This window comes from Porphyromonas pogonae (genome assembly GCF_036320655.1).
Classification (GTDB): domain Bacteria; phylum Bacteroidota; class Bacteroidia; order Bacteroidales; family Porphyromonadaceae; genus Porphyromonas; species Porphyromonas pogonae.
On the sequence record NZ_CP143258.1, the window covers coordinates 2,058,360 to 2,073,484 of the forward strand.

Consider the following 15,125-nt stretch of genomic DNA (forward strand, 5'->3'; position numbering starts at 1 on the left):
TTATTTGAGATAATAGATGAGTGATAATACTGCTTTTGTGGGACCGAAGTAATTTCGCTTGTACTCGCCAAGGAAATCACCACAATCGCCACAGTCATACTTCTTATAGTTTAACCTCAAGTACCCAACACCCAAAGAAGCTTCAACCCCCCAGCGGTCACCCAGTGCCCACTGGTACCCCATACTTACACCACCTCCATAGGCATTGCCCTGATAACGGTAATTTTTTAAATCCTTGATCAGCGAGATACCTCCTACATTATATTCACCGTATACCCCGTGAATACCCACATAACCACGCTCGAAAGCTTGACAAAACCAATATTTTACCTCAGGCATCACCAACCAATGGCGTAACTTGGGATGCACACGCACCCCGTCAACCTTGGTATGCGACCCGAAGTTGAAAGGATTGTATCCCCCATGGAGACTAAGAGTAAACTGATCACCAGTACGAAACTCAAGCCCAATATTAGGAGTAGTGGTACCCCAATAGAGCAAATTTGTTTTAACTCCGATGCGTTGTGCCCGTACCGTCATGAAAATGCTCATAAACAGAAGCAAAGTGAGAGAAATATGTTTCATGCTGTGTATATTAGGATATATAAATAGTAGTTCATACCAAAAGTGACTTGCTTATTTACAAATAGAGGAAGCATTGACCAATGCTAAAGAATAATTCCGATCATATGATTCTTAATCATGCATGATGATAATTATGAAATGGATAAAATATTTACACCCTTTCATCTGTGCAAATAAGCTTAAGTAGCCACTTAATATTGAAGTCCATACAATCTATTATTCTCATTATCATCTATCTTTCTACTCCGATCTTAGCGGAAATAGATCAATAGATATAGCTCTTTTGTATCCACAGGCAAAGGTAGAACGCTCTACTTTATGAGGCTCCGAAATATCACCGGCAAATTGTGCACATAAGTGTATTTAAAGTACACATTAAGTGACTTATTATAATAAAACAGGTATTAATTGGCTAAAAAACAGCACATTACGAGCAGAACTAAGAGGTGATTAGATTTTTCCGAGAATAATAATAGAAGAGTATCCTACGGAAAACTTTCGGAGATATACCCTTGCAGGTAGTGAACATAAACAAGCTATCTCACTATTAATAAGCATACTAAAGCTGATACAAATAGGGCTAATATGCACCACTGCTGATATATATCTTACTTATCGTTATCTTTACAGCAAATAGCCTTATGGCGACTACAATAATTATTTACAATCAAGACCGGAACATGAATTGAAAAGAAAATATGACCGGACATAATCTAAAAACAGACTGAATGAGATGAGGGTGAATCTAAAGAAAATAGTAAGAAAGTTGCATTTATGGCTGGGCATACCGGCTGGTATAGTGATCTTTGTAGTAGCTATTACAGGTGCCGTATACGCTTTCAGGGATGAAATAGAAGATATGCAACGACCATCGCTTGCTATACGCAATACTGATAATGAGATATTGATGTCTCCGTTGGAACTGAAAGAAATAGCGGAAGACGTGATCAGAAAAGAGAACCCTCAAGGCAAGTCCAAAGTAAAAGAGGTCACATACCAAGGCATTGAGCATGCAGCAAAACTTACTACCGGAGGTAAGAAAGGCGATAGGATAGATGTTTACCTCAATCCATACTCAGGTAAAAGAATATATACGGAACAGGTGAAAGACGGCTTCTTCAAGTTTATTATCAAAGGACATCGGAGCTTGTGGCTACCGAGAAATATAGGTAAGCCTGTGATAGGCTGGTCTGTAGTCATCTTTATAATAGTGACTATCACCGGAATTGTGATGTGGTACCCGGACATGAAAAACTCCAAGGCGGTGATGGCAGCTTTCACGATCAAAAAGAAAGCTCCATACAAGCGTAAGATTCTTGATTATCACAACATATTAGGCTTTTATACAGCTATATTTGCTCTTATTATGGCCGTTACAGGACTCAACTGGAGTTTCAAAAAGTTTGGTGAGGCATACTACGGGCTTATTACCGGGGGTAAAACATATGAGGGCTGGAATATGCCCGAATCAAAATATAACAGTGATGCTCCGGAGTATAATGCAGATGATTTATGGACACAGATCAAGGATGATTATATTATGGATGAGAAATGTTCTTTGAGGATCAGTTTCCCCTCTGACAAAACCGATAGCTATGCGGTAGCATATAACCCTGATGGCAACAATAAATATTATCGCAGGCATATGAGGTTCTTTGATCGGTATTCTTTAGACGAACTGAAAGGAGGTGGACTTTTTGGAATTAAATATGAAGATTGCTCATGGGGACAAAAACTGTATAGAATGAACTACGACTTGCATACGGGTAGGATAGCCGGAATACCGGGTAGAATTATCGCTTTTCTGGCATGTGTGATCATCGCCTCATTGCCCATAACGGGTATACTTATCTTTATCAACAAACGTTTTAAGAAAAGAAGAAAAAGTATTGGAAAATAACAAGTCTATGATAAGTATGGTGAGTATTCTACTTTAGGCTGCCCAATCCCAAAAACTTCCGACCTACGAAATGAAAAAGAAAGAGACTGCCCATGGTTGAATCCAAGCAGTCTCTTTTCTCTTGTATCAGATTATATTTATACAGTACGACCACTCCTTAGCTTTCGTTCTCTGAAAAAAAGAAACAAAGGAAAAGCAAAAGCAATGGCGATAAGGAACGACATTATGACAAATAGCCATATATACTTCATTCTGACACGCATACCTTCGATAATCATAAAAGCGATCGCAGTAAGAGCCACTACAATAAAGTCTGCCGAGATACTCCGGGCATACCAATCATTGATCCATGTACTGGATACAAAGTCTTTGACATTGAAACCGCCATATTCGCGGATACCTATATTCACGAGAACAAAGGCGGAAAGTCCCAGCACTGCCAATAAAAGGTATAATAAACTTAAGTATGACATACCTTGCTTCCCTGTAAAGGATGCTTGTTGAGATTGTACATTCTTTTCCATCATGATAACATATAAACAATAATAATCAAGGTTGTTTATCGGGTTCGTCAATAACGCCCAACAAGGTTGCGGATGATACATCAGTAATCTTGACATGTACATACTGCCCCACCCTGTATCCTTGCTTGTCAAAGATAACAACTTTATTCTGTTGTGTTCTACCAAACAACTGTTCTCTTGATCTCTTACTAAAACCTTCTATCAAAACTTCAAAAGTTTTGCCTATATCTCGTTTATTGCTTTCCAGGCTAAGTTTGTTTTGCAGATCAATCATGCGTGAGAGTCTGTCGAGCTTCACTTCTTCAGGGACATTATCATCCAAATGTCGAGCAGCAAATGTACCGGGCCGTTCAGAATACTTGAACATAAAAGAGGCATCGTAACCAACCTCTCGCATCAACTTGAGCGTATCCTGAAAATCTTCCTCAGACTCATCGTGAAATCCACAAAATAAGTCAGAACTAATAGCGCAATTGGGGATTGCTTTTCTTATAGCAGCCACTCTGTCCAGATACCACTCACGCGTATAATTTCGATTCATCAGTTTGAGTATCCTGTTGCTACCGGACTGAGCGGGAAAGTGGATGTGATTACATATATTAGGATATTTGGCCATCACCCCGATGGTTTCGTCATCCATATCCTTGGGATGCGGTGATGTAAAACGTATTCTCATGTCAGGCACTTCTTCTGCAACCCTACTGAGCAAAGTGGCAAAGTTATATACTCGGCCGCCATCGTTGTACATATATGAGTTGACGTTCTGTCCCAGAAGTGTCACTTCCCTGAAGTTCTTCTCTTTAAGATCACGTACCTCACGGAGAATGCTCTCTATCTCACGGCTTCTTTCTCTCCCTCGGGTATAAGGCACAATGCAGTAAGTACAAAAATTGTTACATCCCCTCATGATAGAGACAAAGCCTGATATATGCACCCCGCCTATTTTAAGCGGAATAACATCTTTATAAGTTTCCTGTGTAGACAACTCTACATTGATAGCCTTTTCGCCATTCTCCACAGCTCCTACCAGATTGGGCAGATCCATGTAGCTGTCAGGCCCCACAACCAAATCGACATGGTGCTTCTCGATAAGATCATCCTTGACACGCTCAGCCATACATCCCAGTACCCCCAGCGTAAGCCCTTTCTTCCTCTTTCTACGAAGAGAATTGTAATATTCCAAGCGATTGAGCACTTTCTGCTCTGCATTATCCCTCACCGAACATGTATTGAGGAAAATAGCATCTGCTTCCTCAGGATGCTCTGTAAGATGATAGCCATCCATCTGCATAATTGAGGCTACGACTTCACTATCAGCCACATTCATCTGGCAACCGTAAGTTTCTATAAAAAGGCTTTTTTCATCATGCATTACTTCGGATTTAGAGTCCGATCCTGCTTTTTTATCCATAATTGTTTTTTTTGTAAAAATTCTTGAGATTTTATGAGAATTTCTTTTTTAGAATAGATATAATTACTATATTTGTCTATGAAAATGTAAGATTTTTCATAGTTAAGGTTTTGGTTAATAGGTTGGAGCAGACTGGGAAGTTTGCTCCGATTTTTTTATAATCCTGATAATCAGACCGTTTAAAATCATAAATACTCATTTCTAACCTTACCTTAATAATTTATAGGTATCTGCTCTGCCATAGAACTTCACCCAAAAACGCTTGCAAAAGTAACGAAACTTCATGATATATAAAGAAAAAGCATTTTAGTCACAGAAAAAAGTCAAAATTATGATCATAAAATCGGTACATTCCGAAAAAAGAATGTTGGGAGAATCATCTTGATTTTGAGTATGTCTATTAAAAGGGATTCGCATAAAATATTCAGTTTTATACTAAGCTTATCGACAGATCTTACCTGGTCTTACGTAAGAACACGTCAACAACCAAAATAGAGATATCTAACAAAATAATATACTGCCAATAAAGTATTTATAGCTGACATAGATCAGATCATTTGAGGAGAACTATAACCGAACTTACACATAGACAATAATGAAAGCTAACAACTATAAAACATATCATTTCGTCAATATATTTAGAATATTTCAACCATTTTGATTTTTGACATCGTGTAGCTTTTCGTCCCATTGTAAACGAACTTGACAATGGGGGGTGAGATGTTGTATCTTTACATTCAAGTCACCCATTCTACTTATCCCGTATATTATCGTTTATACACACTTACATGAAGAGAAACTCCTATATATCATTTATATCCAGAGAGGTTGCTATACCTTTCTCAAACAGCACAGGCATTTTACAGATGAAGCAGCCATGCCCAAGTATTACATTTTATTTTGCTGTACAATCTATCCCGAGGTTAGCTTTCATACATAGCCCCGTTGGCAAGACATTAAAAGATTCTTAAGACATTGCAGGATTACCGCAGTATATCTTGCAATTCCGATGACCCAAAGTCTGCTATCCCTTATATAAGGATGGTAGACTTTTTCTCATTTATATAAAATTCTATCTATAAGGATGTCCGTGTTTGCTATATAAAGCAACAGACTTATCATACAAAGTCAGACGACCCATCATACACGGTCTGTGATCCGATCATATAAAGTCAACGAACCTATCATATAAGAAATTGTTGACTTAGATAAAAGAATAAAAAGCATAATTATTAGTTCATACATACTGCAATTATTGATTATCAAGCAACAACCCTCACATTATATTTAATTAGCCATTATTTCAGGGCTATATTTCCCCTACGAAAAAACTTTTTGCTTGGTTTTTTGCAAAAATAATTCTCCTTTTTTAACTAAGAAACTTCTATATCGAGAAGAATAACTGTGTTAACTAAATTTTTTAGTTGTCTAGAGTAGAGGCATTAATTAGAAAAAGGAGATCACTGCTTCATCTCACATCATTTGACAAAATGTCAAAAATAACCAAGCTATGATCATATCATTTAAGACAACATCATATACTTTTATGCTTACAAAGCTCACTATGCTGTCGGACTAAGCAGACAAGCATGAGGGTAATGACTAATAAATCCCATAGATTGAGATATGATATGGGTGTCTTTGAGAAATGCAGACTGAGGATTATTGTCATTGAATATTATCAAAAAAGGGAATAATAAGTCTCTCTTGTGTAGAAATTACTTGATTAGAAAAATAGAAATGACAAATCAAGAGAAAACAAAGCCTAACGAGCAATAATTTTATATACATTTGTAGAAAAATATACCCATTTGAAAAAGATATATTGAATAAACACAATAATTCATAATCATTCTAATCATTATTATGGCTTTAAATTTTATTACGGCTGACGAAGCTGCGGCATTAGTTCAGCATAATGACAACGTAGGCTTTAGCGGATTCACCCCCGCAGGTTGTCCCAAAGTAGTACCTGCAGCTATAGCACGCAGAGCAAATCAGGAACATGAGCAAGGCAGACCTTTCAAAATCGGTATGTTTACAGGTGCCAGTACGGGCGATAGATTAGACGGAGAGCTGGCCAGAGCTAACGCCGTCAAATTCCGTACTCCATACCAATCTAATAAAGACATGAGGACAGCTATCAATAATGGGGATGCCCCTTATTTCGATATGCACCTCTCATGTGAAGCACAGGAATTGAGATATGGTTTCCTTGGGAAAGTAGATGTTGCTATAGTGGAAGCAGCCGATATTACCGAAGATGGCGAGATAGTACCAACCAGCGGAGTGGGAATATTGCCCACAATATGCCGTATGGCTGACAAAATCATCATCGAACTCAATGATAAGCACCCCAAGGAAATCCGAGGTATGCATGATATTGCTGAGCCACTGGATCCTCCTCACCGTAGAGAACTACCTGTATACAAGCCGGACGACAGAGTGGGCCTCCCTTTTGTAAAGGTGGATCCTGCAAAGATAGTAGGTGTGGTGAGAACCAGTGAACCTAATGATGACGGAGGTTTTGCTCCTTTGGACGATGTAACGAAAGCCATCGGAAACAACGTTGCAAAATTCCTTGTAGAAGAAATGAAAGCCGGCAGAATCCCTGCAGAGTTTCTTCCCTTGCAGAGCGGTGTGGGTAATGTAGCCAATGCAGTATTGGGAGCATTGGGGTCTAACCATGACATTCCCGCTTTTAATGTATACACTGAGGTAATACAAGACGCAGTGATACAGCTGATGAAAGAAGGTCGAGTAAAGTTTGCCAGCGGATGTTCGCTGTCAGTAAGCCGATCTGTAATAAAAGAGATATACGGTAATTTGGATTTTTTCAAGGACAAACTCCTTCTCCGTCCGCAAGAATACTCCAATAACCCGGAAATAGTGCGCCGACTGGGAATTATCACCATCAACACCGCTCTGGAGGCTGATATATTCGGCAATATCAACTCCACACACGTAAACGGCGTGAGAATGATGAATGGCATAGGAGGATCAGGCGACTTTACACGTAGCGGATATCTATCCATTTTTACCACACCATCTACAGCAAAGGACGGTAAGATCAGCGCATTTGTTCCTATGGTATCACACCTTGACCACAGCGAACACTCTGTGAAAATCATCGTGACTGAATACGGAGTCGCTGACCTCAGAGGTAAAAGCCCCAGACAACGTGCAGAGGAAATCATAGAGAAGTGTGCACATCCCGACTACAGACCTCTCCTGAGAGAATATCTCAACCTCGGAGTGAAAGGACAAACGGCTCAACACCTCGATGCTTGTTTTGCTTTCCATAAAGAAATAATGAAGAGTGGAGATATGCGTAATGTAAACTGGGAAGAGTACAAGTAATCTCATTACCAATCATTAGAAAATTACTTATAAAACAAAGTCTCAGACCTCTCTCCATGTGAGAAAGTCTGAGACTTTTATTTTGAGTGATATAATGTGGCTACAAGGCCTTTACAACTATCAAGGAATTACTTCCACGAAGCCATACTAATAATAGTACCCGGTATCTCCACCACAGGTTTTTCATCACATTTGCCCGTTTTCAGGTTATAAGTATAAATACCTGACGGTTTGCCTTTAGGAGAGAGACCGAAGAGGATTTGATCCCCATATCTTGAGATAGCTGTACTATACATGTTAGAATGAGGGAGAGGTAATACTTCCAATGTTTTTTTAGCCAAGTCACCTTTCATGCAATAAAGCACTTTGTCTTCAAAAGCATCCGGCTTATTAGGGTTTGCAGATAGGCCGTAATTGGCTCCATACGTAAATATTTGTCCATTTCCACCATAGAATACAGTTATTGTATAGTTTAGTTTACCCCCCAAAACATCTTTGATATTCATATCACTCATGTTGAAACAATAATCAGGATCAAACGACTTCTCACCTTTCTTAATCCTAAGTATTCCAAACTTCTGCTCGGGATCGTAGCCATATGACCCCCAACAAGTTACATAAACATCACCTTTCTCATCCTTAAACATACCACAAGGGAAAATCGAAGCTGAGGACAATCGTTGATCCTCGAACATCTTGCCCGGCAAGTCTGTCTTGGTATCAATAGGTATAACATAAGCTCCCTTGGCAGTCTTAGGTACTTGAGTAAACTGTCCGGTACCTACGTATAATATACCCTCATTAATAATTAATCCGATGGGAGAGGGAGCCGGCTTTTCTTTATTTACACTAAATTCCTTTTTTGCCAAATTTATTTCACCGGTCTTTGTCATAGTAGTAGGATCAAAAATTACAATCTTCTGATCCATCATTGAGGAAGCATATGCTTTGTGCTCATTGAGTATGGCTATACTGCCTATACCGGGGCCCGCAAAAGCTACTTGCAAACGGCCTCGTTCTATAATCTTACCATCGTCACTACGACCGTATTTGATGATACTGTTATCATTGATACCCGGGCTATAGAAAAAATCATCACCAAAAGGAATAGCATAAGGTGTGATCTTTGTTTCCACCGCACCTGATAGATTACTCCCTGTAACAGATTTCACATTAAGATCGGAGAGAGGAATAAGATAGCCATTCTGGGCCAAGGGCTGCATATTGACACCTACAATGAGGGTTGCTTTCTTACCGGTGTGTGGATCCGGAACATCATTGTTGTTCTTATCACAGGCCGCAAACAAAGTGCAGCAGGCTGCAAGTACCAAAAACATTTTTTTTGTTTTCATTGCTTATTAAAATTTAAACTATTGATAAATAATTATTTTAGCGTAGTAAATCGGACTTTGAGCATAAGTGTACGTCCCGGGAGAGGATAATTGAAATTTGTAAGTTCACGGGAATCAAATAAGTTGCGACATTCGCATCCGACGAGTATCTTACGATTCATAAATCCCCACTCAGCACCTACACTATGTATAGTGGCAGCAGGGATAGTAAATTGTTGCTGGCTGCTTAGTTTGAATCCATAATAATACGTATCAGTAAAACCACCTTCATAATAAAAACGGGCATACTGCCCATGTAATCCCCATGGATTTTGGGTGCGGTAGTCTGCGGTCCAATTGACAAAAAACACAGGAATATGTGGCAGCTGTTTGTGGTAGGTAATACTATGTGAAGAAGTACCGGGCTGAAACCTCTCGTCGTCAAGACTTTTCTGCCAGGTAATATTAGACGAAACAAACCAATTTTGATTAATATCCCACTTTACCTCAGCATCAAATCCATACAAAACAGCTTTACCCAGATTCTTATACAGGATATATCCGACATAATCTGAGGGATAAATCATATTCTTAATCTTGGAGAAATAGGTATTGGCATCGAACTGAATACGAGAAGATGCAGCATAATACTTATCGAACATAAGTCCGAGGTTAAAATTGAAAGCACTCTCAGGCTTAAGGCCCAAAGAAGTCAAAGTAGTCATCCTATCACCCAAGGCCTCTTCATAACGTGGCAGTCGATAGTTGAATTCCAATGCGGTTTTGAGTAACCAATGGTTCGTAAAACTATACTTCATGGCATAACTACCTCCCCAATAGCTTCCGTTTGTACTAATGTATTGAGGCTTAGCCTCACCCATAAAAGCAAGATCTATTGTATTGCCCTCCAATGCATAGTAATAATGTCGCCCCGTAAGAATTGTAGAAAACTTCCTGTCGAACCAATTATTCTCAAGAGATAGAGAGGTGATAATATCATAAATATCGGATTTCAATCCGCTATAATTAGCATTGAGAAAACGGTCTGCTACAGTATCTTGAGACACAGTATGTACGGTACGGAAGCCATTATTGAGATTGAGAAACATTTTTTCCGGTATAATCTCATACTTAAGATTAAGATTGTAGCGCCAATCATATAGCTTGTCATGAGAGTCATTGGGTATCATTCCTACCTCTCCGGCATAAGCCCCGGGAATATGATGTCCGTGGAAGTCCGTAATGTACTTGGCTGTATCTATTTGCCCTAAATTACTGTAAGCTGCTAAACCATAAAGCTTGAGATTCAATCCGTTGATCAAGAAATTACTCTTTTCTAATTTAGGATTTAGCCCTATTCCCACTCCCCAAGATTTGGCATGACGAATATTCTGGAGTACTCCCTGGATCTGTTTATCACTGATATAAAAGAAATTTTCCAACTCTAACTGATCAAAATAAAGATCTTTGGACTTTAGTGTCAATGCTCCTTCAATCATCTTAAGCCTGTCATGATCACGCTTGATTACCAGGCCTTTTTCAATGGGTGATTCCATCTTATAATTATTCAGAGCATATTTCCCTCCCAGAAATGCTGAAATATATGATTTCAACGGTTTGTAATAATGATTCAGCGTAATATTTCCGGCATAATCGCCATAAGATGCTACAGAACTTGCAAAGTCGACATATCCATCTTTGGGATCTATCGTAACTACATTGACAGCACTACCCAAACCATCACCTCCAAATTCAGGGGGAACAATGCCTTTGTAAATCTCAATGCGATCAATAAACTGTAACGGAATATCATTTATGTTAAAACCTCCGTCATTGGTATTGAGTGCATATCCGTCTATATAGACTTGTACTCGCTTGCCTTCCAATCCCCTGATATTGATTTTAGCAGACGATCCTACTCCTCCCGTACGTCTGATCTTTACTCCCGTTTGGGTATTTAAGACCTGCTCTATAGTAGTGCCGCGTGCAGCAAGTAATCTGCCATCAATGACTGAAACAGGAATTCCACTCTTTTTTACGGCACGTATTTCTTCACGCTCTCTTTCCTTGGCATAAATAGTTACTTCATTCAATGCATTGAAATTCTGTATCAATAAGAAATCATGGTTTATATCCTGGGTATCTGATAATTTGGGTGTAAAAGTCTGTGATTGATACCCCATTGAACTCACCATAACCTTTGGTTCGGCATGAGTCAACCTCAAAGTATACTCGCCCTTTTCATTGGTTACGCATCCCAGATTGGTCCCAATGATCTTTACACTCGCCCCAATAATAGCTTCAGAAGTCTTAGCATCTTTGACTTTACCCATAAGGATACGTTGTTGAGCCATAAGGGACATACCAAGACTATTTCCTAGCATCAAAGCAATAACAATCACAATAAAATTTTTCTTCCTACACATAAGTTTATATATCATTTTTTATTTCTCTGACCATTCCTTAATTTTGGTCAATAAAAAAGCTCAACATTACTGCTGAGCTTTTATAGCGATGATTTCATAAGGCTTTCCCATCCTCCAGAACTATATATCATGTATTCTTTGATAAAACGCCGCCTCTCCTCAATAGGTATATCAGGATGCATAGCAAGGTCGCACAACAATGTGTACCACCTGGATGCATTGAATCTATTGAATAAAGGGGTAAAATCAGTATTAAGAGAGGGGTATTTTGCTTTCATAGCTTCTAAAAACATATTTCCAACTTTCTCTCCACGTGAAATGTACCGTTCACCGAAGTTTTCATACTGAGATCCCTGAGATTTGTAAATCAGAAGGTTGAGCTCTGCCGGATAAGTTTCTACTAAATGCAACATTTCTTTGAGCATGTACAGATTAAGATCATGGAATATTTTATCATCGATTCTAATCTCATCATTGAAGCGATGGAGATAGTCATCAAGCTCTTTGAGCAATGACTTCATTATTTCCGCATATACCATATCCTTATTTTGGAAATAATTATAGATATTCCCATGCGTCATACCCAACTTCTCGGCAATCATACGCATAGAAACTCCTTTGTATCCGAATTGGATAAACAACTCACGAGATACTTCAAGGATACGCTCTCTTTGATTTAGATTTATATTACCCATCATAAAACAGAGCAAAAATAAATAATAGGGATGTAAGGAAATATACCCTATTATAGGTTATTTGAGCGTTAGAAATCATCATAAATAGGTAGGATGGAAATAATATAACTGTAAAACAATGCCGGCTTTATAATTACATAAAGCCGGCTATGTCTATTGATATTATACGGTACTGACTAAACTTTCCGTAGAAATAATGCCTTAGAAAGTATACTTGATTCCGGCATAACCTGAGCGAGGAGTAGTAGGGCCGTAGATATATGCACTATCACGATCCGGTCCAAAATCATAATCCTTTTGGAAAGAATTGAAGATATTGGTAAGACCGAAGTAAAGCTGAAGAGTAGATGTATTGAAGATCTTAAAATCATAAGACATCTTAGCTCCTAAGTCAAAGAATTTAGGCGTTTTCTTCAACTCATCGATACGAGGAGCATTGTCTTCCTCATCAACTGTTGCCACACGAGTTCCGGCAGCTATAGCATTGCGGTCGTCAACAGCTGCACCCACTCCATAACCAATTACATGAGGAGCATACATAGAGCCTGTATAAGTACCTGTAAGAGACAGGTTGAGAGGTTTCACCGGGTTATAGCCTAAAGTAAAGTATCCGTAAACTGAGGGTGTTCTGGTGATCTTTTTATCAACCATAATCTCATTTTTGTATACTTGCTTTTTGTCCTCATTCAACTCTGTTACAAATTTACCATCTTTACCTACTTCCGTGCGAGTCCCCCACTCCTGCGCAACATCATACTTATTAGAGCTGAAAGTAACCCCCCCCTGAAGTTGGAAGTTTTTATATACAATGCGACCTTCGATATTCATACCAAGCACTTTGGCTCCATCACCGTTGGTACGCGTAAAACGCATGATACCATCATTGAGTGTAGGTTGTTCATTGTTGGTAAATACATCAAGAATACGAGTGTAGAAACCTTCGACAAGCAGGTTGGTCTGTACTTCGTCAAAATTGAAATACATATCAGAACTCAAGCTGAAAGCATGAGACACTTCGGGCTTTAGGTCATCAGCATTGAATACCTTTTGGGCTTCACCATTAACTACTCCGACATGAAGATCCTCATCAAATACTTGAGGTGCACGGAAGCCTTTGGCATAAGTGGCTCTAAGGTTGATACCTTTGACGGGATTGTATCGTAATGTAGCACGAGGGCTAAGCACAGGCTTGTCCAAAACACTGACTTCATCCAAGCGTGCACCTAAAAGGAAAGAGAAAGCTTCGTTCTTCCATTCGATCTGAGCTAATTGGCTCCATGTACGGATATTTTGCTTGAGTTCAGGGAATTTAGATTGTATCTTTCCATCTTTATCCTTGTATGACTCCCAAGTTCTGATAGGCATCTTATCTCTAAGATTATCATAGGTATATTCTATACCACCAAGTAACTGTGCCGGCATAAAAAGGAAATGATCGAAGTCATAATTGTACTGTATACCCATGTTATAAGTTTGCCCTTTGGTTACTCCGTAGTTATCGCCATACTTATCCTTGGGAATAGGTAAACCGATTTTACCTGCAATTTCGTTGTTGATCTCGATTTCACCGATACCCCCATAGAAACTATTACGCTTAACATATTGTCCTGAAAAATAGGATTGGAAGTGGTGTTTATAGTCATTAGAAAATATATCATACTTAACATTTCCGCTATATACCGAGTGACGTACATGCTCTGATACACCTGCAACATGATCAGGCCAATCCATATGATCACCACCACGACGATCTTCACTCAAAGTGTGAAGTTCCGTAGATAATTTACTGAAATCGGTAGGTTTGATATATACGCTTGCACCTAAAGAACGAGAATCAAGACGTCCGATTTCGGAATAACCGTCATCATTCTGATCCCAAGGATTTCGATAACGAGCTTGACCGAATACGGAAGCTCCGGACTTTGAATCAGCGCTAACCATTGAGCCATTAAAGCTGATATTATTGTCAAGATTTTTGAAACCGGTCAGAGTTGCAGATTCATTGAATGACATAGAGTTGAATGCAGGTTCTTTTGTGATAATATTGACAACACCCGCAATTGCAGAAGAACCGAAAAGAGCTGACCCGCCACCACGAACTACTTCAACACGATCTATCATATTAGCAGGGATTTGCTCCAAGCCATATACACCGGCCAATGAGCTCATCACAGGACGACTATCGATCAATATTTGAGTGTATCTACCATCAAGACCGTTGATACGCACCTGATTGAATCCACAGTTTTGACAGTCATTTTCTACACGAACTCCGGGCTGGAATATTAATCCTTGAGAAAGATTATTTACATTGGCCTTCTGAAATAATTTGTCATCTACCACGTTTACCAATGTAGGAGCCAAACGACGCAGTGTTTCCTGACGGTTGGATGATACAACCACTTCGTCAAGCATCACATTGTCTTGAATAGCATCAAAGTTAACTTCAATAGTTTTGTCTTTTACAATACTTACAGTTCGTTCTTGGCTAACGTAACCAAGCCCCCTCATTACCAATGTAATTTTACCGGGTTTGAGATTACGTAAAAAATAATGACCTGAAGCATCTGTAGACGTTCCATAGTTCGTACCCTTGATACCTATGGTGATACCTACAAGGTGCTCGCCTGTCTTGGCGTCCTTGACGTGGCCAACAATATTGGCATCACTGGGATCAGGTAATGGAGAATTACCGGTAGCGAAGGCATAACTACAAGCCATACACATAGCTACAATGAAATAGAAAACTCTTTTCATAATTTACTTTATAATATTATTATAGAAAATAATCCTCATTAATAATTGCCGGTGCGAAATTAGAAAGAAATATCCCTATAGCCGTGTATATGCCACTCTTTTGGAGCGCAAAGGTGCAAAAATACACAAATATAGG

At 39.0% G+C, this 15,125-nt stretch carries 9 protein-coding genes; 2 read left to right on the forward strand and 7 right to left on the reverse strand.

Annotated elements, in window-relative coordinates; genetic code table 11:
- Positions 1–585 carry a DUF3575 domain-containing protein gene (locus tag VYJ22_RS08135; RefSeq protein WP_329903462.1) on the reverse strand — a complete coding sequence of 195 codons (585 nt, stop codon included), beginning with the start codon at positions 583–585 and terminating at the stop codon, positions 1–3.
- A gap of 733 nt (positions 586–1,318) precedes the next feature.
- Here VYJ22_RS08135 and VYJ22_RS08140 point away from each other — a divergent pair.
- Complete coding sequence (locus tag VYJ22_RS08140; protein WP_329903463.1) at positions 1,319–2,485, forward strand: PepSY-associated TM helix domain-containing protein; 1,167 nt, start codon at positions 1,319–1,321, stop codon at positions 2,483–2,485.
- A 137-nt stretch (positions 2,486–2,622) separates the two neighbouring features.
- Here VYJ22_RS08140 and VYJ22_RS08145 read toward each other — a convergent pair whose 3' ends face one another.
- Positions 2,623–3,012, reverse strand: a complete 390-nt coding sequence (locus VYJ22_RS08145) for a DUF2834 domain-containing protein (RefSeq protein WP_329903464.1) — start codon at positions 3,010–3,012, stop codon at positions 2,623–2,625.
- 22 nt (positions 3,013–3,034) lie between these two features.
- Positions 3,035–4,420 carry a tRNA (N6-isopentenyl adenosine(37)-C2)-methylthiotransferase MiaB gene (miaB, locus tag VYJ22_RS08150; RefSeq protein WP_329903465.1) on the reverse strand — a complete coding sequence of 462 codons (1,386 nt, stop codon included), beginning with the start codon at positions 4,418–4,420 and terminating at the stop codon, positions 3,035–3,037.
- 1,866 nt (positions 4,421–6,286) lie between these two features.
- Here miaB and VYJ22_RS08155 point away from each other — a divergent pair.
- Entirely contained in the window at positions 6,287–7,780 is a 1,494-nt protein-coding gene (locus tag VYJ22_RS08155; RefSeq protein WP_329903466.1) for an acetyl-CoA hydrolase/transferase family protein, read from the forward strand.
- A gap of 128 nt (positions 7,781–7,908) precedes the next feature.
- On the opposite strand, the gene VYJ22_RS08160 is transcribed toward VYJ22_RS08155, so the two are convergent.
- The 4 genes from VYJ22_RS08160 to VYJ22_RS08175 all read right to left on the reverse strand — a co-directional run bounded on the left by VYJ22_RS08160 (position 7,909) and on the right by VYJ22_RS08175 (position 14,989).
- Positions 7,909–9,132, reverse strand: coding sequence for a hypothetical protein (locus VYJ22_RS08160; RefSeq protein WP_329903467.1), 1,224 nt, complete (start codon positions 9,130–9,132; stop codon positions 7,909–7,911).
- 32 nt (positions 9,133–9,164) lie between these two features.
- On the reverse strand, positions 9,165–11,537 hold the full coding sequence (locus tag VYJ22_RS08165) for a TonB-dependent receptor (protein WP_329903469.1): 2,373 nt from the start codon (positions 11,535–11,537) through the stop codon (positions 9,165–9,167).
- A gap of 80 nt (positions 11,538–11,617) precedes the next feature.
- Entirely contained in the window at positions 11,618–12,235 is a 618-nt protein-coding gene (locus tag VYJ22_RS08170; RefSeq protein WP_329903470.1) for a TetR/AcrR family transcriptional regulator, read from the reverse strand.
- Positions 12,236–12,433: 198 nt separating this feature from the next.
- Positions 12,434–14,989: a TonB-dependent receptor gene (locus VYJ22_RS08175; protein ID WP_329903472.1), complete on the reverse strand. Its 2,556-nt coding sequence runs from the start codon at positions 14,987–14,989 to the stop codon at positions 12,434–12,436.
- Positions 14,990–15,125: the final 136 nt, after the last annotated feature.